22 protein-coding genes are annotated in these 24,859 nt (G+C 72.0%); 6 read left to right on the top strand and 16 right to left on the bottom strand.

Annotation, left to right across the window (positions count from 1 at the left end):
• Nucleotides 1-180 precede the first annotated feature (180 nt).
• Nucleotides 181-1,782, top strand: coding sequence for a helix-turn-helix domain-containing protein (locus ABZY91_RS05235; protein ID WP_329948650.1), 1,602 nt, complete (start codon nucleotides 181-183; stop codon nucleotides 1,780-1,782).
• A 109-nt stretch (nucleotides 1,783-1,891) separates the two neighbouring features.
• Here the strand turns inward: ABZY91_RS05235 and ABZY91_RS05230 are convergent, their stop codons facing one another.
• Nucleotides 1,892-3,373 carry an alkaline phosphatase PhoX gene (locus ABZY91_RS05230; protein ID WP_329876317.1) on the bottom strand — a complete coding sequence of 494 codons (1,482 nt, stop codon included), beginning with the start codon at nucleotides 3,371-3,373 and terminating at the stop codon, nucleotides 1,892-1,894.
• 215 nt (nucleotides 3,374-3,588) lie between these two features.
• Nucleotides 3,589-4,920: a hypothetical protein gene (locus tag ABZY91_RS05225; protein ID WP_355399842.1), complete on the bottom strand. Its 1,332-nt coding sequence runs from the start codon at nucleotides 4,918-4,920 to the stop codon at nucleotides 3,589-3,591.
• Between the two features lie 182 nt (nucleotides 4,921-5,102).
• On the opposite strand from ABZY91_RS05225, the gene ABZY91_RS05220 reads away from it, so the two are divergent.
• Nucleotides 5,103-5,546 (top strand): VOC family protein, encoded by a 444-nt coding sequence (locus ABZY91_RS05220; RefSeq protein WP_329948648.1) that lies wholly within the window; start codon nucleotides 5,103-5,105, stop codon nucleotides 5,544-5,546.
• 79 nt (nucleotides 5,547-5,625) lie between these two features.
• Here ABZY91_RS05220 and ABZY91_RS05215 read toward each other — a convergent pair whose 3' ends face one another.
• Complete coding sequence (locus tag ABZY91_RS05215; RefSeq protein WP_355399840.1) at nucleotides 5,626-7,302, bottom strand: hypothetical protein; 1,677 nt, start codon at nucleotides 7,300-7,302, stop codon at nucleotides 5,626-5,628.
• Nucleotides 7,303-7,624: 322 nt separating this feature from the next.
• On the opposite strand from ABZY91_RS05215, the gene ABZY91_RS05210 reads away from it, so the two are divergent.
• Nucleotides 7,625-8,956 (top strand): MFS transporter, encoded by a 1,332-nt coding sequence (locus ABZY91_RS05210; protein WP_355399838.1) that lies wholly within the window; start codon nucleotides 7,625-7,627, stop codon nucleotides 8,954-8,956.
• 146 nt (nucleotides 8,957-9,102) lie between these two features.
• On the opposite strand, the gene ABZY91_RS05205 is transcribed toward ABZY91_RS05210, so the two are convergent.
• Genes ABZY91_RS05205 through ABZY91_RS05170 form a run of 8 tightly spaced genes read right to left on the bottom strand, consistent with a single transcriptional unit; the run spans nucleotide 9,103 to nucleotide 15,909 of the window.
• Nucleotides 9,103-9,489, bottom strand: coding sequence for a metal-sulfur cluster assembly factor (locus tag ABZY91_RS05205; protein ID WP_329876327.1), 387 nt, complete (start codon nucleotides 9,487-9,489; stop codon nucleotides 9,103-9,105).
• A gap of 22 nt (nucleotides 9,490-9,511) precedes the next feature.
• A complete protein-coding gene (gene sufU, locus ABZY91_RS05200; protein WP_329876329.1) occupies nucleotides 9,512-9,964 on the bottom strand; it encodes a Fe-S cluster assembly sulfur transfer protein SufU in 453 nt (150 codons plus the stop codon).
• Nucleotides 9,965-9,983: 19 nt separating this feature from the next.
• Nucleotides 9,984-11,231, bottom strand: coding sequence for a cysteine desulfurase (locus ABZY91_RS05195; RefSeq protein WP_329948692.1), 1,248 nt, complete (start codon nucleotides 11,229-11,231; stop codon nucleotides 9,984-9,986).
• Between the two features lie 23 nt (nucleotides 11,232-11,254).
• Nucleotides 11,255-12,019, bottom strand: coding sequence for a Fe-S cluster assembly ATPase SufC (gene sufC / locus ABZY91_RS05190; RefSeq protein WP_329876331.1), 765 nt, complete (start codon nucleotides 12,017-12,019; stop codon nucleotides 11,255-11,257).
• Between the two features lie 6 nt (nucleotides 12,020-12,025).
• Nucleotides 12,026-12,343, bottom strand: coding sequence for a bifunctional 3-phenylpropionate/cinnamic acid dioxygenase ferredoxin subunit (locus ABZY91_RS05185; RefSeq protein ID WP_329876333.1), 318 nt, complete (start codon nucleotides 12,341-12,343; stop codon nucleotides 12,026-12,028).
• A gap of 4 nt (nucleotides 12,344-12,347) precedes the next feature.
• Nucleotides 12,348-13,580: a Fe-S cluster assembly protein SufD gene (sufD, locus tag ABZY91_RS05180; RefSeq protein WP_355399834.1), complete on the bottom strand. Its 1,233-nt coding sequence runs from the start codon at nucleotides 13,578-13,580 to the stop codon at nucleotides 12,348-12,350.
• Nucleotides 13,581-13,638: 58 nt separating this feature from the next.
• Nucleotides 13,639-15,054, bottom strand: a complete 1,416-nt coding sequence (sufB, locus tag ABZY91_RS05175; RefSeq protein WP_329876337.1) for a Fe-S cluster assembly protein SufB — start codon at nucleotides 15,052-15,054, stop codon at nucleotides 13,639-13,641.
• 9 nt (nucleotides 15,055-15,063) lie between these two features.
• The gene (locus tag ABZY91_RS05170) at nucleotides 15,064-15,909 is read right to left on the bottom strand and encodes an HTH domain-containing protein (RefSeq protein ID WP_329948642.1); all 846 of its coding nucleotides are present in this window, start codon (nucleotides 15,907-15,909) and stop codon (nucleotides 15,064-15,066) included.
• 323 nt (nucleotides 15,910-16,232) lie between these two features.
• Here ABZY91_RS05170 and ABZY91_RS05165 point away from each other — a divergent pair, with 323 nt between their 5' ends.
• Both ABZY91_RS05165 and ABZY91_RS05160 read left to right on the top strand, forming a co-directional pair.
• Nucleotides 16,233-17,159, top strand: a complete 927-nt coding sequence (locus ABZY91_RS05165; RefSeq protein WP_355399832.1) for an ABC transporter ATP-binding protein — start codon at nucleotides 16,233-16,235, stop codon at nucleotides 17,157-17,159.
• 41 nt (nucleotides 17,160-17,200) lie between these two features.
• Nucleotides 17,201-17,920, top strand: coding sequence for an ABC transporter permease (locus ABZY91_RS05160; protein WP_329876444.1), 720 nt, complete (start codon nucleotides 17,201-17,203; stop codon nucleotides 17,918-17,920).
• A 36-nt stretch (nucleotides 17,921-17,956) separates the two neighbouring features.
• On the opposite strand, the gene ABZY91_RS05155 is transcribed toward ABZY91_RS05160, so the two are convergent.
• From ABZY91_RS05155 to ABZY91_RS05135, 5 genes are all read right to left on the bottom strand, one after another.
• Nucleotides 17,957-18,490: a hypothetical protein gene (locus ABZY91_RS05155; RefSeq protein ID WP_355399830.1), complete on the bottom strand. Its 534-nt coding sequence runs from the start codon at nucleotides 18,488-18,490 to the stop codon at nucleotides 17,957-17,959.
• Nucleotides 18,491-18,648: 158 nt separating this feature from the next.
• Complete coding sequence (locus tag ABZY91_RS05150; protein ID WP_355399828.1) at nucleotides 18,649-20,349, bottom strand: alpha/beta hydrolase; 1,701 nt, start codon at nucleotides 20,347-20,349, stop codon at nucleotides 18,649-18,651.
• Nucleotides 20,350-20,352: 3 nt separating this feature from the next.
• Nucleotides 20,353-20,787 carry a type VII secretion target gene (locus tag ABZY91_RS05145; RefSeq protein ID WP_355399826.1) on the bottom strand — a complete coding sequence of 145 codons (435 nt, stop codon included), beginning with the start codon at nucleotides 20,785-20,787 and terminating at the stop codon, nucleotides 20,353-20,355.
• A 284-nt stretch (nucleotides 20,788-21,071) separates the two neighbouring features.
• Complete coding sequence (locus tag ABZY91_RS05140) at nucleotides 21,072-21,815, bottom strand: LAETG motif-containing sortase-dependent surface protein (protein WP_355399824.1); 744 nt, start codon at nucleotides 21,813-21,815, stop codon at nucleotides 21,072-21,074.
• 302 nt (nucleotides 21,816-22,117) lie between these two features.
• Nucleotides 22,118-23,542: a choice-of-anchor A family protein gene (locus ABZY91_RS05135; protein ID WP_355399823.1), complete on the bottom strand. Its 1,425-nt coding sequence runs from the start codon at nucleotides 23,540-23,542 to the stop codon at nucleotides 22,118-22,120.
• Nucleotides 23,543-23,808: 266 nt separating this feature from the next.
• Between ABZY91_RS05135 and ABZY91_RS05130 the strand changes: the two genes are divergently transcribed.
• Nucleotides 23,809-24,822 carry a COX15/CtaA family protein gene (locus tag ABZY91_RS05130; RefSeq protein WP_355399821.1) on the top strand — a complete coding sequence of 338 codons (1,014 nt, stop codon included), beginning with the start codon at nucleotides 23,809-23,811 and terminating at the stop codon, nucleotides 24,820-24,822.
• The last annotated feature ends 37 nt before the right edge of the window (nucleotides 24,823-24,859 follow it).

The raw sequence follows: 24,859 nt of genomic DNA, 5'->3' as shown, positions 1-24,859 counted from the left end.
CGCTTGATTGGCCGGGCGGCTAAAATCATTCGCACGGCGTTGTCCAACTGGATGAACAGCCGGCCGATCGCACCGATCGACGCGCCGATCGACGCGCGGACCGCCGCAACGGCGAGGCGGCGGAAGGAAGGCGGACCGGTCCCCGGACGGGGCCGGCCGGTGCCCGAAGGAGGCGGACCGATGACCAGCCCGGGCATCCCGCTCCGCCAGTTGCTGATGTCGCTCGGCGAGCCGCTGGTCGAGCTCCAGGCCGCCCCGCACGGACTGGACGTCGCCGTCCGCGACGTGGCGATCCTCGACCCGGAGGACCCGCCCACCGCCGCCACCGGCGAGCTGGTGCTCGCCATCGGCGCCCGGGGCCGGGCCGCCCTCCCGGCGCTGCGTGCGGCCGGACGGGCCGGCGCCGCCGCGGTGGCCGTCAAACTGGACGCGCCCGGGCAGGCCGACGCGCTGCGCGAGGCGGCCACCGAGGCGGGCGTGGCCCTGCTCTCGGTCCGCCGGGAGACCCGCTGGGAGCACCTCGACTCGCTCGCCCGCGCGATCATCGCCGGGCCGGACACCCCGGACTCGCCGGGCACCGCCGAGCACAACGCCGGCGACCTCTTCTCGCTCGCCCAGACGGTCGCCGTCCTCACCAGTGGCATCGTCTCGATCGAGGACACCTCCAGCCGGGTGCTCGCCTACTCGCGCTCCTCCGACTCGGACGAGGTGGACGACCTGCGCCGGCTCTCCATCCTCGGCTGGCAGGGCCCCGAACCGTATCTGTCGAAGCTCCGCGAGTGGGGCGTCTTCCAGCACCTGCGCACCTCGGACACGGCGATCGCGGTCGACCCGCACCCGGAGCTGGGCCTGCGCCGCCGGCTGGCGATCGGCATCCGGGCCGGCGCGCAGCCGCTCGGCACCATCTGGGTGCAGGAGGGGGCCCAGCCGCTCGCGCCGCTGGCCGAGCAGGCCCTGGTCGGCGCGGCGCGGGTGGCGGCGGCCCAGTTGGTGCGCCGACGCCGGGAGCTGTCCGCGGACGTCCGGCTGACCCGGACGCTGCTCACCGGCCTGCTGGAGGGCTCCACCGGCGCGCAGTCGCTCGCCACCCACCTGGGGCTGGACCTGCGCCGCCCGGCGACCGTGCTGGCGTACAGCGCGGGCTCCACCGAGGAGCTGACCCGGGCCGAGGTGACCGGCCTGATCTCGGTGCACACGGCGGCCCGGCACCGGACGGCGCTGCTCGCGCCGATCGAGTCCCGGGTGTACGTGCTGCTGCCGGAGCTGCCGGCCAACCTGCCGATGGCGACGGTGCGGGACTGGGCGCAGGAGGTGGTCGAGGCGGCCCGGGACCACCTGGGCGTCCCGCTGCGGGCGGCGATCGGGTCGACCGTGGAGGGCCTCGCCCAGGTGCCCGACTCCCGGGCGCAGGCGGACCGGATCCTGGACGCGATGGGCCGCGGCGGGGTGGACCTGGAGGTCGCGGCGCTGATCGACGTGCAGGCGGAGGTACTGGTCAGCGAGGTGCTGGCGCTGCTCCAGGAGCGCGGCGGCCTGCGCGACCCGCGGCTGACCGCGCTCACCGCGTACGACCGCCGGCACGGCACCCGGCTCGGCGAGTCGGTGCTGGCCTGGCTGGACGCGCTGGGCGAGGTCAGGGTCGCGGCGGACGCCCTGCACATCCACCCCAACACGCTGCGCTACCGGGTCCGCCGGGCCGAACAGCTGACCGGCATCGACCTGGCCCAGCCGCAGCAGCGCCTGCTGGCCATGCTCCAGCTCCGGCTCCCGGCCGAGCCGTAGCCCGCCCGCTCCCCGCCCGGCCCTCGTCCGGGCCCCCGGGGGACGCACCCGTCGGGGGACGCGACGGGGGCCCGCCGAAGCGGGCCCCCGTCACTCACCTGCGGTCGGTTCAGGCGCCGTAGCCCTGGCCGCGCTTGTGCTCGTTCAGCCGGTGCCACGGGCCGGTGATGGCCAGCTGGATGCCGGGGACCTGGATGTTGGCGAAGAGGGTCTTGCCGTCGTCCGAGAAGGTCACACCGGTGAACTCGCTGAACTCGGGCTTGGTGGCGGTGCCGATGTTCAGGTCGTTGCGGGCGATCGGGTAGGTCAGCCCGTCCTCGGTGGCGCCGAACAGGTGGGACACGCCCTCGCCGTCCTCGGCGATCACGATGCCGCCGTACGGCGAGACGGTGATGTTGTCCGGGCCGTCGTAGTTGTCGTGGTCGCCGAAGACGTCGGTGTTGACGCCCAGCAGCACCTTCAGGGTGATGGTGCGGCGGACCGGGTTGTAGAACCAGACCTGGCCGTCGTGCTGCACCGGGCTCTCGGAGCGGGCGAAGCTGGAGACGAAGTAGAAGCCGCCGTCACCCCACCACATGCCCTCCAGCTTGCGGGCGCGGGTGACCTCGCCGTCCTTGAACTGCTTGCGGATCGAGACGGTGCGGGCGTCGCGGTCCTCGACCTTGACCCAGTCCACGCCGTAGGTGGTGCCGACCGTGGTGGCGCGGGAGAGGTCGTCGACGAACTTGCCCTGGGCGTCGAAGACCTTGAAGGCCTCCAGCAGACCGGCGTCGGCGGCCAGCTTGCGCAGCTGGTAGCGGCCGTGCTTGAAGCCGGCCGGCGGGGTCCAGCGGAACAGCAGGCCGTTCGGGTTCGAGGCGTCCTCGGTCAGGTAGACGTGGGCGCGCTTCGGGTCGACGACGACGGCCTCGTGGGCGAACCGGCCGAAGGCCTTCACCGGCTGCGGGTCGCGGTTGTAGTCGTCGTCGAACGGGTCGACCTCGAAGATGTAGCCGTGGTCCTTGGTCAGGCCGTTCTTGCCTGCCTTGTCCTCGGTCTCCTCGCCGGACAGCCAGGTGCCCCACGGGCTGACGCCACCGGCGCAGTTGGTGGAGGTACCGGCGATGCCGACCCACTGCTCGACCTTGCCGTTGGCCTTGGCGTGCACGATGGTGCAGCCGCCGGCCGCGCCCGGGTCGTAGACGTGGCCCTCGATCAGCGGGACCGGGTTCGGCCAGTTGGCACGGCCGCCGGACAGCTCGTGGTTGACGACCAGCAGGTTGCCGCCGCGCTCGTCCTCGAACGCCGCGGTGCCGTCGTGGTTGCTCGGGGTGAACTCGCCGGTGCGCAGCTTGGTGACGCCGGTCCGGTTGACGACCTTGTACTTGAAGCCCTTGGGCAGCGCGAGCAGGCCCTCCGGGTCCTGGACCAGCGGGCCGTAGCCGACGGCCACCCGCTCGGCCTCGGCGACGGCGGCGGCCGGCGCCTCGCCGCCGACCGGGGCGGCGATCGCGCCCGGCGCGCTGGCCAGCGCCTCGGCGCTGCCGGCGATCAGAACACCGGCCCCGACGACGGTGGAACGGTTGACGAAGTCCCGGCGGGACAGCGACATGGCAGTCACTCCTGAGGGGTGGCGCCGACCGGGACGGTGCCCGGTACGTGGCGTGCGAGGTGTCGAGGCTGGACGTCGACGCCCAGCAGACTCCGCCCGTTCGATGAACGCACGGTTAAGCGGATGCCTCGTCAGGGTGGTCATTTGCCGACCGTATTCGAACTCATGATCCGCCCTTCCCCGACGAACCGCAGGTCGAGCGGGCGAACGGGGGCTCAGCGACCGTTCCGGGCCACCCGCCACTGCTCCCAGGAGGCCAGCCAGAGCTGCTCGCAGAGACGGTGCTCCTCGCCCTCCCCGAGCCCGTCCGGAACCCGGTCCTCCGGCCCCCGGCCGGCCCGGCCGCGCCGGACCTGTTCCCAGGCCCGCTGCGCCGGCAGGCTCGCCACCTCGCTGGCGAACACCGTGTACCGGATCACCTCCTCGACCGCGGCGTCCCCCTCCGGCGTCCCCACCACCCAGTGGGTCAGCTGGGAGAGCCGGTTGAGCTGCTCGACCATCGACGCCACCGCGGCCAGCGCCTCCTCCCGGGTCTCCGAGGCGAGCCGCATCTGCTGCCGCACGGCCGTCTCCCAGCGCAGCGCGCCCGCCTCCGCGCGGGCTCCGCGGGACGGCCTGGGCGCCCGTCCGGCCCGGACCCGCGCCTCGACCGCGGCGGCCTCGCTGATGCCCTGGGCGATCACCGCCCGGTGCGCCTCCAGGCCGGTGGCCAGGGCGAGTTCGCGCTCGCCCAGGGGTACCTGACGGCCCCGCCGGACGGCCAGGTCGCGCAGCATCGCGGTCCGGCCCCGCAGGTACCGCTCCTGGTCACCGATCCGGGCCAGCTCGACGCCGCCGGGCGGCACCCCGCGGCCGCAGACGGTGACGGTCAGTCCGTCCAGCCGGAGGCGGCCGGCCCACACGGGTTCGGCCCCGCTGATCGGGCAGCAGCCGGGCAGCGCCGCACCGGACCAGAGCCCTCGCCGGTCCTCGTGCACCTCGACCGCGCGCGGCTCGCCGTCCACGGTGATCCACTCGCGCAGCGCCCGGACCCGGCCGGGGCCGTCGCCCTCGTCCACCCCGAGCTGTTCGTAGACGCGGTCGCGCTCGTCCTCGACCACGTCGTCCAGCTCGGGCAGCGGCCCGAGGCGCTCGGCGCCGGGCCGGTGGGTACGCACGGTGATGAACGGGCCGTCGGGGGAGCTCCAGTCGCCGGAGCCGACCTCGATCCAGCCCGGCCCGGCGACGGTACGGACGCCGCCGGATCCCGCGCCGGCCGTCCCCGTACCGCCGAACCGCGCACCGGACGCCTCGGTGCCGGCACCGCCGGAGCCGGCGCCACCGGCCTCGAACGCGACCAGCACGGCCCCGCCCGGCCCGAGCAGGGGCGCGGCGCCGTACACCGGGAAGGAGGCCGAGGCGAGGGTGCGGCGGGCGAACTCCTCCTGGGCCGCCAGGCACTCCTCCAGGTCGTCACCGCGGCATCCGTCCGGCCGGTCGAACCGGTCCACCGTCCCCGCGCCGTCCCTGTGCCGGCCGTCCCACCCGCTGCCGCTCGCCCGCGTCATCCCGCGCCGCACCTCCTGGTCCTCGCCGTGCCCCGTCGACTGCGGGCAACGATACGTGGCCCGACCTGCCGGGTCATCAGGCCCTTTGCCGCAGCGGGCCGATCGGCCCGGCAAACGGAACCGGCGGCCGGCGGCCGTGTCCGGGCGCCCGGCTGTCGGTCCCCCTTCGTACGCTGGCCGGCATGACAGCAACCACGGAATTCCCGGCCCGGATCAGCATCGTCACCCTCGGGGTCACCGACCTCGACGAGAGTGCCCGCTTCTACGAGGCACTGGGCTGGCGCCGCTCCTCCGTCTCCAGCCCGGAGATCGTCTGGTTCCGCACCGCCGACTCGGTGCTCGGCCTCTTCCCGCACGACGAACTGGCCGCCGACGCGGGTGTGCCGGCCGGCGGCGAGCCCTCGTTCCGGGGCGTCACCCTCGCGGTGCACCTGGAGTCGCCCGCCCAGGTGGACGCCGCGCTGGAGCGGGCGGCGGCGGCCGGCGCGACGGTGGTCAAGCCGCCGGCGCCGACCAGCTGGGGCGGCTACTCGTGCTACTTCGAGGACCCGGACGGCCACCTCTGGGAGCTGGCCCACAACCCGTTCTTCCCGATCGCCGAAGGCGGCTCGCTGGACCTGCCGTGAGGCCGGCGACCGATCGGTCGCCGGGCGCCCCGCCGCCCCCGCTGTCGGGCCACCCGCCACCCGGGCGGCCCCGGGCGGCTCAGCCCTTCGACCGCGCCTTGAACGCCGCCTTGCGGGCCTCCTTGGCGACCGTCCGGTCCAGGTGCAGCTCGCCGACCGCCTCCAGCACGTCCGCCGTGTACGGGTGGTCGACCCGCCACAGCTCGCCGAAGTAGCTCGCCGGATTGCCGGTCACCGGCAGGTCCGTGATCAGCTCGCGCAGCTGCTCCGGGTCGCCGCCGGAGTCGAGCAGCTGGGCCGCGAACGCGTCGACCACCGTCCACAGCGCCATCGCCCGCTCGGGCGCGGGCACGTCGGCCGCGCCGAGCGAGACCAGCCAGGTCCGCGCCCCGCCGCCGAGCTCCGGGTCGTCCAGCACCTCCCGGACGGCCGGCTCGGCGGGCCCGCCGAGCATGGTCAGCGCCGAGTGGCAGAGCATCCGGCGCATCGGGGCGTACGCGTCGTGGCCGCGCGCCGCGGCGAGTAGCTCGCGCGCCGCCTCCACCGGATCCCGGTCGGTGATCCAGACCCGCAGTTCCTCCTCGGGCAGCACGTTGGCGGCCTCGCTGATCCCGCTGAGCAGCGCGGCGGCGTCGCCCCCGGCCAGGTCGCCGACCAGCGGCGCGTCGTAGCCGTCCTCCAGCAGCCACTGCCGGATGCCGTACTGGCCGAGCGGCGTGAGGCGGACCAGCCCGAAGCGGGCGGACTCCGCCTCGTCCAGCGGCTCCTCCGTGTCGGCCTCCGGCGCCGCGGCCTCGCCCTCCTCCTCGTCGAAGAGGTCCGGGTCGATCGGCCGGTAGTCCAGCAGGCCCAGCTCGGCCAGGTCCGCGAGCATCGGGTCCAGGGCGACCATCACGTCGGTGATGTCACCGAGCAGTTCCTCGCTCGGTTCCTCGCCCTCCGGCACCACCAGGAGCGCGGCCAGCACGCCGAGCGGCACGGTCTCGCCGCCCGGCTCGGCGAAGGCCGTGGTCTCGTACAGCACCTGGAGCGCCTCGTCGAGCAGCTCGGCGGCCTCGTCGCGGGCCTCCTCGACCTCGCTGAGCCGGTCCTCGTCGTCCTCGTCCTCGTCCGCCGAGGTCTCCGAGCCCTCGGCGTCCTCCCGGCCCTCCCCGCCCGCGTGACCGCCGTGTCCCTCGTGACCCGGCTCGGGCATCGAGTCGGCCTCGACGGCCAGCTCACGGACGATCCCGGCGGCGGTCAGCCACAGCTCCAGAACGGTCTCCGGGTCCCCCTCCTCGGCCGGTTCCAGGTCCGGCCCGGGAACGGCGACGTGCTCGCCGGCCGCCGTGGTACCGATCTCGATCAGATCCAGGTCACAGGCCAGCGACCAGGCGCGCATCGCCTCGACCACGGCCTCCTCCGACACCTCGCCCTCCTCCGGCGCGAGGCCGAGCAGCCGGGCGGCCGGCTCCCGGTCCGGGTCGGTGAGGTCGCCGAACTCGTCCACGGTGCGGTGCGGGGCCGTCCAGCGGGCCAGCTCCAGGGCCCACCCGAACATCGGGACGGCCTTCGCCTGCGCGGCCAGCTCGGCCTCGGGCGGCAGCGTCACCGGCGGCACCAGCACGGCCGAGTCGTCCAGGTCGTCGTCGTCCAACCCGTGTGCGGCGAACGCCCCGTACAGATCCTGCAGCTCCAGGTCGGCGGGCAGCACCGCACCCTCGCCCGGCGTGCCCGCCTCCGAGGTCCCGGCGTTCTTACGACGTCGTGCGGCCATCGTTGCGCGTTCTCCCTACCCCGAGGTCAATCCGCCGGCCCCGCGGCATCACCCGCGCGTACCGGTCCATCACCTCAGCGTATAGGCCGCGCACGCCCGATGCCCGGCCTCAAGGGGCGCGCGCCGCGAGCGCGCGCCTACCCCTTATCCTTCGAATCGGTACCGCGCACACCCCGCGCGGGCCCACGGGCAACGAAGCCCACTTCAGCTCACCCGCTCCACCAGGGAGCCCCGCACCGAGGCCACCACCACAGCGCCCAGGACGGGCGCGCCGGCATACCCCGCCGACCCCGGTGGTGCCCGGCCACAGGAGACCCCTGCCATGGCGGACCTCTCCCCCGCCGGCTCCGGCCTGCGCACCGCGCAGCTCGACGGACGCCGACTGTCGGAGGCCCTGCTTCCCCTGGAGCTCGCGCCCCGCGCCCAGCTCCGGCTCGCCGCGATCAGCCGCTGGAACGCGCTGCGCGGTGTCCGCGTCGGCCTCGTCGCCGCCGCCCTCCTCTTCATGCTGATCGGCGCCAACCTGGCCACCCCGATCTACCCGCTGCTCCAACAGCGGCTGTCCCTGACCGCGCTGGACACCACCGTCCTGTTCACGATCTACGTGTTCGCGCTGGTCCCGGTGCTGGCCGCGGTCGGCCACTGGTCGGACCACCTCGGCCGGCGGGCGCTGATCCTGCCCGCCGTGGCCCTGGCCGCCGCCGGGGACGTCGTCTTCGCCACCTCCGGCAGCTTCTGGCAGCTCGCCGCCGGCCGCGCCGTCCAGGGCGTCGCGGTGGGCCTGTCCACCGGCGCCGCCGGGGCCGCCCTCGGGGACCTGCTGCCCGACCACCCCACCCTGGCCGCCAAGCTCACCCTCGCCTGTTCCGCGGGCGGTGTGGCGCTCGGCCCGGTGGTCGGCGCCCTGCTGGCCGGCGGCTCCGACCCGCTGCTGACCCCGTTCCTGCTGCACGCGATCGCCCTGCTGGCGCTCTGCGTGCCGCTCGCGCTGGTCCACCCCCGGATGCCCGGCCGCAACCGCCCGCCGGCCTCCCCGCCCCGCATCACGACCCCGGCCCACCTGCGTCCGCAGCGCCTGGCCCTGCCGATCACCGGCCGCCGCGAGTTCCTGCTGGCCTCCTCGGCCGGCTTCATCTCCTACGCGGTCTTCGGCGTCTACCTCAGCCTGGCCCCGGCCTTCTCCGCCAAGCTGCTGCACACCGACTCCCGCCTGACCGGCGCCGTCGTCGCGGCCCTGCTGCTCGGCTCCTCGGCCGCCGCCCAGCTGCTCGTCCCGCCGACCGCCGACCGCCTGGTCATCGCCCTCGGCATGGCCGGCCTGGCCACCGGCCTCGGCCTGGTCGTCACCGCCCAGTACACCGGCACCCCGGCCCTGCTGTTCATCGGCAGCGTCCTCGGCGGCGCCTGCCAGGGGATCGCGTTCCGCTCGCTCTTCACCGGCGCCGTCGCCGCGATGAACCCGGAGCGCCGGGGCTCCGAGCTCTCCTCCCTCTGGGTGATCGTGTACCTCGGCTCGTCCCTCCCCATCGTCGCCGTCGGCGCGCTCGTCCAGGCCTACGGCCTCCTCCCCGCCACCAGCGGCTTCGTCCTCCTCGCCGCAGCCCTCTGCGCCGCCCTGGCCGTCGCCGTCGCCCGCAGGCCCAGGCACGCCTGACCACGGGAAACGCCACTGCCCGGGACGGAGGATCCGTCCCGGGCAGCGGCGTTCGGCCGCGTCCGCCGGCAGACGCACCACTGCCGCGCGAACACTCCCCCGAAGGAGAGGTTCGCGCGGCAGTGGATCGGCGGAAGATCCGACCGTCAGACGTTGAAGCCGAGGGCGCGGAGCTGGTCGCGGCCGTCGTCGGTGATCTTGTCGGGACCCCACGGCGGCATCCAGACCCAGTTGATGCGCAGGTCCTGGACGAGGCCGTCGGTGGCGGTCCTGGCCTGGTCCTCGATGACGTCGGTCAGCGGGCAGGCCGCCGAGGTGAGCGTCATGTCGATGGTGGCCACGTCGGACTCGTCGATGTGGATGCCGTAGATCAGGCCCAGGTTGACGACGTCGATGCCCAGTTCCGGGTCGACGACGTCCATCAGGGCCTCGGTCAGGTCCTCGACGGAGACGGTTCCGGCGGTGGTGCCGACGATGACGGTCGGACCCTCTTCGGCGGAAGCGGAAGGGGTCGGCGTCTCGGTGTCACTCATGTGTCTGTCCTCCTCTTCTGCTTCAGTCGTTGACGGCGGGGTGCTCGGCCAGGGCCTTGGCGGTGGCGTCCTTCCAGGCCATCCAGCTGAGCAGCGCGCACTTCACCCGGGCCGGGTACTTGGAGACGCCGGCGAACGCGACCGCGTCCTCCAGCACCTCCTCGTCGCCCTCGCCCTGGCCCTTGCTCTGCATCAGCGCCAGGAAGGCCTCCTGGACCGCCTGCGCCTCGCCGACGGTCTTGCCCACCACCAGGTCGTTCAGCACCGAGGCGCTGGCCTGGCTGATCGAGCAGCCCTGGGACTCGTACGAGACGTCGGCGACCGTGCCGCCGTCGAGCCGCACCCGCAGGGTGATCTCGTCCCCGCAGGTGGGGTTGACGTGGTGCACCTCGGCGTCACCGTCGCGCAGCCCCTTGCCGTGGGGGTTGCGGTAGTGGTCCAGGATGATGTCCTGGTACATCGAGTCGAGCTTCATGTTCGCGTGCCCCGTCCCGTCAGCCGAAGAAGTTCCGGACGTGGTGGAGGCCGTCGATCAGGGCATCGACCTCGCCCGGCGTCGAGTACAGGTAGAACGACGCCCGCGTGGTCGCCGGAATTCCGTACCGCAGGCAGACCGGCCGCGCGCAGTGGTGGCCGACGCGCACCGCGATGCCCTGCTCGTCGAGCACCTGGCCCACGTCGTGCGGGTGGATGTCGCCCAGCGTGAACGAGATCGCGGCGCCGCGGTCGACGGCCGTGCGCGGGCCGATGATCCGCAGGTCCGGGACCTCCAGCAGCCGCTCGACCGCGTACTCGGTGATCGCGTGCTCGTGGGCGGCGATCCGCTCCATGCCGATGTTCGACAGGTAGTCGACGGCCGCGCCGAGCCCGACCGCCTGGGCGATCGGCGGGGTGCCGGCCTCGAACTTGTGCGGCGCCGGGGCGTAGGTGGACGAGCCCATGGTGACGGTCTCGATCATCTCGCCGCCACCGAGGAACGGCGGGAGGTCCTCCAGCAGCTCCTGGCGGCCCCAGAGCACGCCGATGCCGGTCGGGCCGAGCATCTTGTGGCCGGTGAAGGCGACGAAGTCGGCCTCCAGCGCCTGCACGTCCAGCACCATGTGCGGCGCGGCCTGCGAGGCGTCGATGACGACCAGCGCGCCGACCGACTGGGCCTTGCGGACGATGGCCTCGACCGGGTTGACCGTGCCGAGCAGGTTGGAGACCAGGGTCACGGAGACGACCTTGGTCCGCTCGGTGATCAGCTCGTCGATGTTCGACAGGTCGAGCCGGCCCTCGTCGGTCAGCCCGAACCACTTCAGCTTCGCGCCGCTGCGCTGCGCGAGCAGCTGCCACGGGACGATGTTGGAGTGGTGCTCCATCTCCGTGATGACGATCTCGGAGTCCGCGTCGACCCGGTAGGGCTCCTCCGCCCAGGCCAGCATGTTGGCGACCAGGTTGAGCGACTCGGAGGCGTTCTTGGTGAATATCACCTCGTTGCGGCTCGGCGCGTTGATGAACGCCGCGACCTTGTCACGGGAGCCCTCGTACAGCGCCGTGGCCTCCTCGGCGAGCACGTGCACGCCGCGGTGGACGTTGGCGTTGTGCCGCTCGTAGTAGGTGTTCAGCGCGTCGAGCACCTGGCGGGGCTTCTGCGAGGTGGCGGCGTTGTCGAGGTAGACCAGCGGCTTGCCGTCGTGCAGCAGGCGCTGCAGGACGGGGAAGTCCTTGCGGATCGCGTCGGTGTCGAGCAGGCCCGACAGGACCCTCGACTCGTGCGTATGGGTCACTCGGAAGCGCCGCCCTTCACGTAGGACTCGTAGCCCTCCGCCTCCAGCTTGTCGGCCAGCTCGGCCCCGCCGGACTCGACGATGCGGCCGGCCGCGAAGACGTGGACGTAGTCGGGCTTGATGTACCGCAGGATGCGGGTGTAGTGGGTGACCAGCAGGGTGCCGACCTCGCCGGTCGAGCGGACCCGGTTGATGCCCTCGGAGACGACCCGCAGCGCGTCGACGTCGAGACCGGAGTCGGTCTCGTCGAGGATCGCGATCTTCGGCTTGAGGAGCTCCAGCTGGAGGATCTCGTGGCGCTTCTTCTCGCCGCCGGAGAAGCCCTCGTTGACGTTGCGCTCGGCGAAGGCCGGGTCCATCTGGAGGCCGGCCATCGCCTCCTTGACCTCCTTCACCCAGAGGCGCAGCTTGGGGGCCTCGCCGCGGACGGCGGTGGCGGCGGTGCGCAGGAAGTTGGAGACCGAGACGCCGGGGACCTCGACCGGGTACTGCATGGCCAGGAAGACGCCGGCCCGGGCGCGCTCGTCGACGGACATCTCCAGGACGTCCTCGCCGTCGAGCAGCACGGTGCCGCTGGTGACGGTGTACTTCGGGTGGCCCGCGAGGGAGTAGGCGAGGGTGGACTTGCCAGAGCCGTTCGGACCCATGATGGCGTGGGTCTCGCCCTGCTTCACGGTCAGGTCGACGCCCTTGAGGATCTCGCGGGGACCGTTCTCGGTCTCGACGGAGACGTGCAGGTCGCGGATTTCAAGCGTTGCCATGGGTACTCAGGACTCCTGGTTGACGGAGACGAGCACATCGTCCCCTTCGATCTTTACGGGGTAGACAGCGACCGGCTTGGTGGCGGGCAGCCCGGAGGGCTTGCCGGTGCGCAGGTCGAAGCTGGAACCGTGCAGCCAGCATTCGATCATGCAGTCCTCGACCTCGCCCTCGGAGAGCGCGACGTTCGCGTGCGAGCAGATGTCGTTGATCGCGAACACCCCCTCGTCGGTGCGGACGACGGCGACCGGGACGCCGTTGAGGTCGACGCGCTTGGGCTCGTCCTCAGCCAGCTCGCTCAGCGCGCAGGCGCGAAGGAAGCTCATCGGGTCAGACCGCCGATTCCAGCTCGGCCTCGATCTTCTCCATCAGCTGGTCCTGGATGTCGGCGACGCCGATCTGCTGGACCAGTTCGGCGAAGAAGCCGCGCACCACCAGGCGGCGGGCCTCGTCGGCCGGGATGCCGCGGGCCTGCAGGTAGAAGAGCTGCTCGTCGTCGAAGCGGCCGGTGGCGGAGGCGTGGCCGGCGCCGACGATCTCACCGGTCTCGATCTCCAGGTTGGGGATCGAGTCGACCCGGGCACCGTCGGTGAGCACCAGGTTGCGGTTGAGCTCGTAGGTGTCGGTGCCCTCGGCGGCGGCGCGGATCACCACGTCGCCGACCCAGACGGCGTGCGCGTCCTTGCCCTGCAGCGCGCCCTTGTAGACCACGTTGGAGCGGCAGTGCGGGGTGTCGTGGTCGATGACCAGACGGTGCTCCAGGTGCTGGCCGGCGTCGGCGAAGTAGAGGCCGAACAGCTCGGCCTCGCCGCCGGGCGCGGCGTAGGAGACGCGCGGGTGGATCCGGACCACGTCGCCGCCGAAGGTGACGACGACGGACTTCAGCGACGCGTCGCGGCCGACCAGCGCGGTCTGCTGCGCGACGTGGACCGCGTCACGGTCCCAGTCCTGGACGGAGACGAAGGTGAGCTTGGCGCCGTCGCCGAGCAGCAGCTCGACGTTGGCGGCGCGGGTGCCGGTGCCGGTGTGGTTGATCACCACGACGGCCTCGGCGAACGGCTTGACGTCGATCACGACGTGGGCGAAGCGGCTGCCGCCCTCGCCGTGCACGTCGATCTTGACCGGCTCGGCGAGCACCGTCTCCTTGGGGACGGTGACGACGAGCGCCTGCTGGAAGGCGCTGAACGCCTGCGCGGCGACCCGGTCGACCGGCTTGCCGGCCTTGCCGAGGCGGGCGTCGTCGCGGCCGACCGTCTCGGCGGTGACGCCGTCCGGCAGGCTCAGTTCGACCTTGTCCTCGCCCTGGGCGCCCTCGGCGGCGGTGCCGTCGTGCAGGCCGGCGAGGCGGTGCAGCGGGGTGAACCGCCAGTCCTCCTCGCGGCCGGTCGGCACCGGGAAGTCCGCCACGTCGAAGGACGGCTTGACCGTGACGCGGGCGTCGATCGGCTGCTGGACGGTGGCGCGGCCGGTGCCGGGGCCGGCGAGCTGCGCGCCCGCACCGGCCGTTCCGACCTCGATCGAACCGGCGGTGGTGGAGCCGGTGGGGGTGTTGACGTCAGCCATGGCTGTTCGTTGTGCTCTCTTCCTCAAAGTGTCGATGGACGGCGGGGCGGCCGGCGGATCAGCCGACGGAGCCCTCCATCTGCAGCTCGATCAGCCGGTTCAGCTCCAGCGCGTACTCCATCGGCAGCTCGCGCGCGATCGGCTCGACGAAGCCGCGGACGATCATCGCCATGGCCTCGAACTCGGTCATGCCGCGGCTCATCAGGTAGAAGAGCTGGTCCTCGCTGACCTTGGAGACGGTCGCCTCGTGGCCCATGGAGACGTCGTCCTCGCGGACGTCGACGTAGGGGTAGGTGTCCGAGCGGGAGATGGTGTCGACCAGCAGCGCGTCGCAGAGCACGTTGGACTTGGCGCCCTTGGAGCCCTCGCCGATCTCGATCAGGCCGCGGTAGGAGGTGCGGCCGCCGCCTCGCGCCACCGACTTGGAGACGATGTTGGAGGAGGTGTTCGGCGCCATGTGGACCATCTTGGCGCCGGCGTCCTGGTGCTGGCCCTCGCCCGCGAAGGCGATCGACAGGGTCTCGCCCTTGGCGTGCTCGCCCATCAGGTAGACGGCCGGGTACTTCATGGTGACCTTGGAGCCGATGTTGCCGTCGACCCACTCCATGGTCGCGCCCTCGTACGCCACGGCGCGCTTGGTGACCAGGTTGTAGACGTTGTTCGACCAGTTCTGGATGGTCGTGTAGCGGCAGCGGCCGCCCTTCTTGACGATGATCTCCACGACCGCGGAGTGCAGCGAGTCGGAGGAGTAGATCGGGGCGGTGCAGCCCTCGACGTAGTGGACGTAGGCGTCCTCGTCGACGATGATCAGCGTCCGCTCGAACTGGCCCATGTTCTCGGTGTTGATCCGGAAGTAGGCCTGGAGCGGGATGTCGACGTGGACACCCTTCGGCACGTAGATGAAGGAGCCGCCCGACCAGACCGCCGTGTTCAGCGCGGCGAACTTGTTGTCGCCGGCCGGGATGACGGTGCCGAAGTACTCCTTGAAGACCTCCGGGTGCTCGCGCAGCGCCGTGTCGGTGTCGAGGAAGATGACACCCTGCTCCTCCAGGTCCTCGCGGATCTGGTGGTAGACGACCTCGGACTCGTACTGCGCGGCGACACCGGCGACCAGGCGCTGCTTCTCCGCCTCCGGGATGCCGAGCCGGTCGTACGTCGCCTTGATGTCGGCGGGCAGGTCCTCCCAGGACGCGGCCTGCTTCTCGGTGGAGCGGACGAAGTACTTGATGTTGTCGAAGTCGATGCCGGTCAGGTCGGAGCCCCAGGTCGGCATGGGCTTCTTGCCGAACAGCTTGAGGCCCTTGAGCCGCAGGTTCAGCATCCACTCGGACTCGTTCTTCTTCGCGGAGATGTCGCGGACGACCTCCTCGCTGAGCCCGCGCTTGGCCTCGGCACCCGCGGTGTCCGGGTCGGCCCAGCCGTACTCGTAGGTGCCCAGGCCTTCGAGCTCCGGGTGCGAAACGGTGTCAGTCATGCGAGCTTCCTAACGCGCGGACGCTGAATCATCGGTGGACGTACCGGCAGTCGGCGCGGCATCGGTACCCCGACCGGCGGCAGTGCGCAGGGCGGGCGACGATGCGGCACCGGGTGCCGGCACATAGGTGGTGCAGACCCCGTCGCCGTGGGCGATGGTGGCCAGTCGTTGCACATGGGTGCCCAGCAGTTGGGAGAAGACCTCGGTCTCCGCCTCGCAGAGCTGCGGGAACTGCTCGGCGATGTGCGCGACCGGGCAGTGGTGCTGGCAGAGCTGGGCGCCCGCCGGGGCCTGCGCCGCAGCGGACGGAACCCGCCGCACCGTGGCAGCGTACCCGTCGGCGCTCAGCGCCTGGGCGAGGGCCTCGGTGCGCTCCTCGACCTTGGCGGACCGGACGGTCTCCAGGTACTTCTCGGCCTGCCGCCCGAACCGGGCGCGGGCGAAGGCGGCGACCGCCTCCTCGCCCACCGCTCCGCCGCCGACGGCGTCGGAGATCCAGTGCAGGGCGTCGGCGGCGAGCTGGTCGTACGCCTGGTAGAAGGCGTCCCGGCCGCCGTCGGTGAGGGCGAAGACCTTGGCGGGACGGCCCCGGCCACGGCTGCCGTACACCCGCTGTTCGCGGGCGTCGACAAGGCCGGCGGCGGTGAGCCCGTCCAGGTGACGGCGGACGGCGGCGGTGGTCAGACCGAGCCGGTTCGCCAGATCGGTGGCGGAGGAGGGACCGTGGTCGAGGATCGACCGGGCGACCCGGTCCCGGGTGGCCCGGTGGCCGTCCAGGAGCACCTCGGCCGCCGTCGCGGGCACGGCGCAGCCGGGGGCCGACTCGGCCTCCGGCTGTACGGGGTGCTCGCGCATGTTTTTCACAACACCAGTGTTGCGTAATTCCTTCCGGCAGGACAAGCCGTGACCCAGGCCTCATCCGTGGCATCTGTCACGCAGGTAAGCCTTACCTGACCTGCGGAAACGATCACCGGAGGTTCCGCTTCGCCGGCCACCGGGCCGGCTCCGGGCCCGGGCCGGGGGGTCCGCCCGAGCGGAATCCAATCCTCCGCCATGCCCTTCTCGCCCCGTCCACCGACCCCGGCCCGCTTCGAGCCGCGCTCCCGCACGGGCTCCGCCGGGGCTCCCGCACGGGCTCCCGTACGGCCGCCGTGTTCGGTCCTCTTAGACTCGCCGGTATGCATTCCGATCCCGCGGTCCAGATCACCGGGCTGGTCAAGCGCTACGGCGAGAAGACCGCGGTGGACGGTCTCGACCTCACCCTCGCGCGCGGCGCCGTCACCGCCGTCCTCGGCCCCAACGGCGCCGGCAAGACCACCACCATCGAGACCTGCGAGGGCTACCGCCGCCCCGACGCCGGCACCGTCCGCGTCCTCGGCCTCGACCCGGTCACCCAGGGCGCGGCGCTGCGCCCCCGGATCGGAGTGATGCTGCAGTCCGGCGGCGTGTACGCGGGCGCACGCGCCGTCGAAATGCTCCGGCACACCGCCAAGCTGCACGCACACCCCCTGGACGTCGACGCGCTGGTCGAACGGCTCGGCCTCGGCTCCTGCGGCCGCACCACCTACCGCCGGCTCTCCGGCGGACAGCAGCAGCGGCTCGCCCTCGCCATGGCCGTGGTCGGCCGCCCCGAGCTGGTCTTCCTGGACGAGCCCACCGCCGGCCTCGACCCGCAGGCCCGCCGCGCCACCTGGGACCTCGTCCGCGACCTGCGCCGGGACGGCGTCACCGTCGTCGTCACCACCCACCACATGGACGAGGCCGAACAGCTCGCCGACCGGGTCGCGATCGTCGACCGCGGCAGGGTGATCGCCGAAGGCACCCCGGAGGAACTGCGCCGCGACGGCGCCGAAGGCGGCCTGAGCTTCGACGGCCCGCCCGGACTCGACCTCGCCACCCTGCTCAAGGAGCTGCCCGACGGCTCCACCGCCGCCGAGACGACGCCCGGCAGCTACCGCATCGAGGCGCCCGTCGACCCGCAGCTCCTGGCCACCGTCACCGGCTGGTGCGCGGCCTCCGGCATCCTGCCCGAGCGGCTCGCCGTACAGCGCCGCAGCCTCGAAGACGTCTTCCTCGACCTGACCGGACGGGACCTCCGCTCGTGACCACCTACTCCCCCCGGCCCGGTGCCGCCCCCGTCGGCCGGATGCTGCTCGCCCAGACGGCGTTCGAGACGAAGATGCTGCTGCGCAACGGCGAGCAGCTGCTGCTCACCGTGATCATCCCCACGGTGCTGCTGGTCCTCTTCTCGGCGGTCGACATCGTCGCCGTCGAGGGCCCCGGCAAGCGCGTCGACTTCCTGGCACCCGGCCTGCTCGCGCTGGCCGTGATGTCCACCGCGTTCACCGGGCAGGCCATCGCCACCGGGTTCGAGCGCCGGTACGGCGTGCTGAAGCGGCTCGGCGCCAGCCCGCTGCCGCGCTGGGCGCTGCTCACCGCCAAGACCGGCTGCGTCCTGGTCACCGAGGCGCTCCAGGTGGCGCTGCTGACGGTGATCGCGCTCGCACTCGGCTGGTCCCCGCAGGGCAACCCCCTCACCGTGGCCGCCCTCCTGGTCCTCGGCACCGCGGCCTTCTCCGGACTCGGCCTGCTGATGGCCGGCACGCTGAAGGCGGAGGCGACGCTGGCGGCGGCCAACCTGGTGTTCATCCTGCTGCTGCTCGCGGGCGGGGTGATCGTGCCGCTGTCGAAGTTCCCGGCGGCCGTGCAGTCCGTCCTGGAGCTGCTCCCGATCGCCGCCCTCTCCGACGGCCTGCGGTCCGTCCTCCAGACCGGCGCGGGCGTGCCCTGGTCGGACCTCGGCATCCTCGCCGGCTGGTCGGTGCTCGCCCTGACCGCCGCCGCCCGCTTCTTCCGCTGGGAGTAGCCCCTCCGACTCCCGGGCACACACCACCCCCGAGCGTCAGGACGGCGGCGGCGTCCCCTTCGGCCAGACGCAGGGCGTGCTGACCTCCAGCGACAGGTTGTGGCTTTCGCCTGAAACTCCGTCGAGGATCGCCAGGAACTTGTCCTTGGGGTTCTTCAGCTTCACCCAGTCGGCAGTAGCACTCGGATCCGGCTCGAATCCCTTCCCCGTCAAGAACGTGCGAAAGGCAGCGGCGGCTTCCGTTTTGCTCGCCAACGGAACGTCACCGAAATCATACCCGCGAGAGGTCTGCATCCTGCCGTGCGGACCCACGTCATTGGCATCGCAGTGCGAGTCGAGGAAATCGGCTGGACTTGCCGTGGGTTTGACCGTCAGTCTCGCCAGAATTTCCGCGAGATAGGTGTCGACCTGAGCCTTGGCCTGCTCCAGGGTGACCGTGGACTTCCTTCGTTCGGGGATGGTCTCCGCTCCGCAGGAACTCAAGGCGAGCACCACCACGGCCAAGGCGGCTACGGCGGCCGTCCGGCCGGGCCGCGCCGAGTCCGTGGATGCGCGTACGACAGCTCCCATGGCTTCCACTTCCCAACAAAGACATCCCCGTGGCGGGGGAAAACGAGTGATGTCGTTCCAGACATCGGCATTTCGGCGCCGTGAGCGCGATCACGGACTCGATCGCCGCTCACCACAGCGCCTTGACGGCACTGCGAAGGTTCGCTCGGTGATTCTCGTCATTTCCTCCCGGCGATGATCTCGCCCATGGCCTGGAGCGAGACCGAGCCGGGATTCCAGTAGTCGGAGTGGCCGGTTCCCGGGTCAGTCGGGATTACCTGCGCGCCGAATCCGGGAAGGATGGGGTCCCGCCCGTGGATCAGGTGATGATCGGGGTTCTGGAGCACCCCGTAGTAGTCCCCGAGATTGTTGCCGAAGTTACTCGCCAGACCGTTCGCGTTCATGGGCGGGGCCATCGAAATACCGTCGGCGTCACCTTGTGCCGCGAAGACGCGGGACGGATCGACACCAAGATCGCGGGCGTGCTCCACGCCGGCTCCGGGGCTGGCGATCAGCACGACGTTGTCGACCGGCAGGCCCTTGTCACGCAAGGTGTATCCGACGGTCGTGGTTCCGTAGCTGTGGGCGAGGATCGTGTTGTTCGACGGTTTTCCGTCATGCGTGGCGCGGAGTCCCGCTTCGAAGCTGTGCAGGCTGTTCCCGGCGTTCCTGGCGTAGCTGTCGTTCATCGCCTCCGGCGTGATGGACTGCGGCGCGTCGTAGCCGACCCAGGTGATCGACGAGGTCGTCCTGGGGAGACCCGCCTTGACATTGGCGGTGTTGGCCGAGGCGACCATCCGGTCCGACCGCTCGATGTCGCTGTCGATGCTGCCGAGCCGGGCCCCGGTGCCGGGGACGTACGTCGAGACGTTGTCGGCGGTGTCGGGGTTGTTGACCGCGACGATGGCGTGGCCGTTGCCCTTGGTGTCGAAGCCGAGCAGATAGGTGGGCGGATGCTTGTCGTCGACCTTGGTCATCAGCCGCTTCTCGATGGCGTTCACACCGATGACCTGCTCCTGGAGGAGGGCCTTCCTCCGCTCCCACTCGTCGTGTGCCGGGTTCGAGACGGCGCCGTTCATGCCCGCGACCTTCGCGGGCGGTTCGGGGCCCAGGTGGTCGAGCTGGGCTTGGAGGTCCAGCTTCGCCTGTTGGAGGGTGAGGCGGTTGGCCCCGTCACGCGCGACGGCCGGGATGCCGTCGAGGTTGCCGATCCGGTCGGGGTGGTCGTGGACGAACCTCTGCTGCTGAGTCGGGGTGAGGCCGCTCCACCACTGCTTGACGCTGTTCGGGTCGGTGCCCGCGACGGGTATCTGCTCGCGGGCGGTCTCGGCAGCCAGGTCCTGCGCCACGGTGGCGGCGTTCAGTCCCGTGCCGTTGCTCGCGTTGGTCGCCAGGTGGTTGAGCCTCGCACTGATCTCCTGGTCGGCGTGGGCCGCCTCGTTGAGTGCGGCGGTGATCCGGTTGCTGATGGCGACCGCGGTCGTCTCCGCGCCCGAGCCAGCGAAGCCCGGCGAGGCGGGCTCGTTGTCCCACGTGATGCGCCCGTCGGGCGCCACGTCGAGCTTCGCGTTCCTGGCGTCGTCGAGGGCGCTGATCAGATGGGACTGGGCCAGCGCGAACTGTTCGACGGCGTTGGCCAGGGCCTTGCTGACGAACGTGAGTTCCTGGCGGGCGGCCCGGAGTTGACCGCCCAGGTCCTTGACGCGGCCCTGGGCCACGGCGGAGGTGGGTCCGGTCCAGTGCGAGGCGCCCAGCCGGTCGGCGACCTCGTGCTGCCAGGCTTCCACGTGCTGTCCGAAGGCCGTGGCCAGGGCGTCGAAGGCGTTCTTCGCGGTGGTGATGTTGTTGAGGTTGGCGTTGTAGAGGCCGGCGATGTCCATCGGCTACCGGGACTTCCGCTCTGCGGCGGCACGCGCCGTGCCGGTGGCGGGGCTCTCGCCCGCCAGGACCGTCCCGAACGGATCGGCCTCCGGCGCCGGTGTGGCGCCGCCCTGCGCGGGGCCCGCCGCGCCGCGGAGGTGCGCGTAGACGCTCTGCTCCCCCTGCTGGTAGTGGGCCGCCGTCTTGACGAGCTTGGAGCCGACGTCCGACATGTCACCGGAGAGCTTGTCCAGCAGCGTCCTCCAGTTCGTGCCGCAGGTGCGTATCGCGGTTGCCGTGAGCCAGCCCTGGAGCGTCGCGGCGGCCCTGTCGCTCGGTGCGACGATCCTCGCCGTCTCTCCCGGCACCTGACCCGCTATGTGCTGGGCGCTCTGCCCGCAGCCGGCCAACGCCGCCGGATTGACCTTGAACTCGGAAGCGAGATCGGGATTCGGCACGGTTCCCCCCTGTGCGTCGTCTCAGCGTCGTGATGCCGGAAGTCTGCCGGACCCGGCCCGGTGGCGTGAATGAGTACTCGTACTCAATTGCCCCTCGGTGTCCGACCGTTCCTCCTCCGCGCCGCACTTCGCGACGCGGCACGGCCGCGCTGCCCGCACAGGAGGTCGACCCGTCCGACTTCCTGTGCGGACGGCACCTCCACCGGCCCGGGCCCACGACGGCGACGGCCCCTCGACTCGGACGAGTCGAGGGGCCGTCGCCGACCGGAACCGAGCGGTGGGCGTCAGCTCTCGTCGCTGCTGCGGCGGCGGCGGGCGAGGAGGACGAGGGCGCCGCCGAGGACCACGACACCGCCGCCTGCCGCCGCGATCACCGGGGTCGCGTCGCTGCTACCGGTGGAGGCCAGCACCGGGGCGACCGGCGTCGAGGTGGCCGTCGGGACCGGAGTGGGCGTGCGGGTCGGCGTAGGCGTGGGAGTCGGGGTGGGCGTCCGCGTGGGGGTGGGGGTCGCCGTCCGGCTGGGAGTCGGCGTGGGAGTCGGCGTAGGCGTGGGAGTCGGGGTGGGGGTCGGCGTCGGCGTAGGCGTCGGGGTGGGAGTCGGCGTGGGAGTCGGCGTGGGCGTGGGAGTCGGCGTCGGCGTAGGCGTCGGGGTCGCGCAGACCTCGATCGTCTTCGTCTCCGTCTTGTTCCAGTCGTTGTTCTTCGGGTCCTCGGTGGTGGTCACCACGAAGGTGGCGCTGATCGGCGCGTTGTGCGCCTTCACCGGGAACGTCTGGTGGAACTCCTTGCCGAACTCCTTCTGGTCCAGCACCTTCTCACCGTCGACGGTGAGGCTGACGGCGTTCTTCACGCCGGCCTTGTCGCTGTAGTTGACCAGGTCGATCACGATCTTGTCGCAGGTGACCTTCCAGGCCGGCGTGTGCGCCGAGGCGCCGGTGGCCAGGGCCACGGGCAGCAGGACTGCGGTGACCGCCGCCCCCGCGAGTGCCGCGCTACTGATGCCTATCTGCCGCCGCTGTCGCGCCATTTCGTTGTCCCCTCCGGACGGTCTTCTGCAGCAGGCGAATCGAGTGGATCAGCGGTGGCCCGCTACGGCTGTCCGGGGGACTCTACCGGCACCCCCGTGTCCCTCCACACCCCACCGCACGACCGGATTTCGCCTGTCCGTCCGGCCTCGGATGTGCAAGAACCAGCCCATCACACCCGCGACCTCGTAGGACGGCGGTTCGGCGAAACTCGAATGAACTCCGTCAGAGTGGCTGAAAAACAGCGACCCCCGGCGATCCGAATCGATCGCCGGGGGTGCCGCATCGGTCGGAACCGAAAGGGTCAGACCTGGTTGGCAGCCTTGCGTCGACGGGCGACCAGCACCAGCGCGCCACCGGCGGCGATGACGACCGCGCCGCCGATCGCCAGCGGCACGACCGGGCCGGAACCGGTGTGGGCGAGACCGCCCCCGGTGCTGGCCTCGGCCGACGGGCTCGCGGAGGCCGAGGCGGCCGGCACCGCTGCCGAACCCGAGGCGGAGGCCGACGGGCCGGCCGAACCGCTCGCGCTCGGCTTGGCACTGCCCGGGACGGACGCCGACGGGCTCGCGGAGGTGCCCGGGGTCACCGAGGCGCCCGGCGTGCCCGGGGTGGCCGACGGCGTACCCGAAGCGCTCGGCGTGCCGGTGGAGCCCGGCGTGCTCGGCGTGGTGGTGGCGGACGGCGTACCGGTCGGCACCACCGGCGGCGGGGTGGTCGGCGGCGTGGTGGGCGGCGTCACCACCGGCAGGCAGCCGGTGAACGGGAAGTGGTGCGTCTCGGCGCCGGCGGTGCCGGTCAGCGAGGCGACGATCACCGAGCCGTTGACGGGGCCGCCACCGGTGGGCTTGGCGCCCCCGACGCCCGGGGTGTTCAGGGAGAACGCGGCGTTCGGCGCCAGCACGGTGCCGGCCCAGGCGGCCGCGCCGTTCTTGATCACCTTGGTCGCGGTCGGGAAGTTCCAGAGCAGCTTGGCGCGGACCGCGCCGCCGTGCGCGCTCTGCAGCTTGTCGTCCAGGAGGTAGGTCTTCTTGCCCTCGTCCCAGAGGTTGAAGCCGGTGGTCTTCGCGGCGGACATGTCGTACGAGTCGCCGGTCACGTTGACCACGGTGACCGAACCCGCCGGCACCTTCAGGTAGATGTCGGTGGCGCCCTGGAGGGTGGCCGCGCTGACGGTGAAACTGTTGTACGCGGCGTCGCCGCTGGTCAGGTAGAGCTTCGGGCCCTGGGCCTCGACCTTGGCGGCGGCGGTCTGCGGCACGGCGGCCAGCTGGACGGAGGCGGCGCGCAGCTTGGTGAACTCGGCCTTGAAGTCGATCGGCGAGGCACCCTGGCTGATCTTGCCCTGGTGTGCGTCGATGACGGCGCCCTCGGCCTTGGAGCCGTAGATGCCGTTGCCCTTCATCACCTGGGTGTTGTGCCCGGTCACGCGACCGGCGACGACCAGGGCGTTGCCGCCGGGGAGCGCCTTCACCTGGTCCGCGGTCAGTTCCTGGCCGACCGAGAAGCCGCCGGTGAAGTCGGCGTTTCCGCCGACCGCCACCGCACCCTCGGCGTCCGGCGTGTGGGTGTCGTCGCCCTCGACGAACTCCCCGTAGAGGTTGGCGACTCCGAGGTTCTGGCACTGCTGGCCGGGCTCGGCGGCGTGGGCGGCAGCCGGGGCGATGAGGCCGGCCAGGACAAGGGATCCACCGAGCGCGAGCGCAGCGGCGGGTACGGGTATGCGCATGTGCAGGATCTCCGCTTACGTGCGGGGGTGTGGGAGGGGTCCCGAAAAAGGTATGGACCAAACCGCACTCTTTCGGCCAAACGAGTGATTGGTCAAGACCAATGACCGGGTTGCCCGAACAGTCCGTTTTGCTCCTCCCGTTCGGGCTGCGGGTTTGCCGTTGTGGCAAGGCGGGAAGATCAACCTGCCGCTCACCACGTCACCGCGCGACGCCACTCCCCGTCGGCCCCTGCCCCGCCCGAAGATCGCCTGTAAGGGCGCATAGCATGGACGCCGTGCTGAAGACCACCCCCTTCTCCCTGCTCGCCGAGCGCTGGAAGCCCTCCGCCGCCATGGTCCGGCGTGCCGCGCTCGTCGCGCTGGTGATGAGCGTGGTGATCGTCGTGACCGGCGGCGCCGTCCGCCTCACCGCCTCCGGCCTCGGCTGTACCACCTGGCCGCGCTGCACCGACGAGAGCCTGACACCCACACCCGAGATGGGCCTGCACGGCGTCATCGAGTTCGCCAACCGGATGCTCACCTACGTCCTGAGCGCCGCGGTCGGCTGGGCCATCCTGGCCGCCCGCTGCCACCGGCCCTGGCGGCACGGCCTCAGCAAGCTCGGCTGGGCCCAGTTCTGGCTGGTGATGAGCAACGCCGTGCTCGGCGGCATCACCGTGCTGACCGGCCTCAACCCGTACACCGTGGCGCTGCACCTGATCGCCGCGATGGCCCTGGTCTGGGTCGCCCTGCAGATGTGGGAGCGGTCCAAGGAGGGCGACGGCCCGGCCCGCCCGCTGGTGGCCGAGCCCATCAAGCGGCTCTCCTACGTCCTGGTCGGCGTGATCGGCCTGCTGGTGGCCGCCGGAACACTGGTCACCGGCGCCGGCCACCACCCGGGGACGCCCAAGGACAACAAGTTCGTCCCGCGCATCCCGATCGACTACGACCGCCTCGCCCAGGTGCACGCCGACCTGGCGTTCGTCTCGCTCGGCCTCGCGGTCGCGGTGCTGTTCGTGTTCGCCGCGGTGAAGGCCCCGCCGGCCGCCCGGGCCCGGGCCCGCGAACTGCTCGTCATCCTGCTGCTCCAGGGCGTACTGGGCTTCGTCCAGTACTTCACCGACGTCCCGGAGGTGCTGGTCGGCCTCCACATGCTGGGCGCCACCCTGACCTGGATCGCCGCCCTGCGCATCCCCCTGGCCCTCCGCCTCCGCGAGGACGGGGACACCCCCGCAGGCGCGGTCCCCGCGTCGGCCACCGACACCGACACCTCCCGGGCCCCGCAGACCACCTCGGTCTGACCCGCTCCAGGAACGCGCGAAGGGCCCCGGTTCCGTC

Origin of the sequence: Kitasatospora sp. NPDC002965 (genome assembly GCF_040611255.1) — a bacterium.
Taxonomy (GTDB): domain Bacteria; phylum Actinomycetota; class Actinomycetes; order Streptomycetales; family Streptomycetaceae; genus Kitasatospora.
Note: the sequence above shows the minus strand (reverse complement) of the source record. Positions and strands in the feature narration are given on the sequence as shown.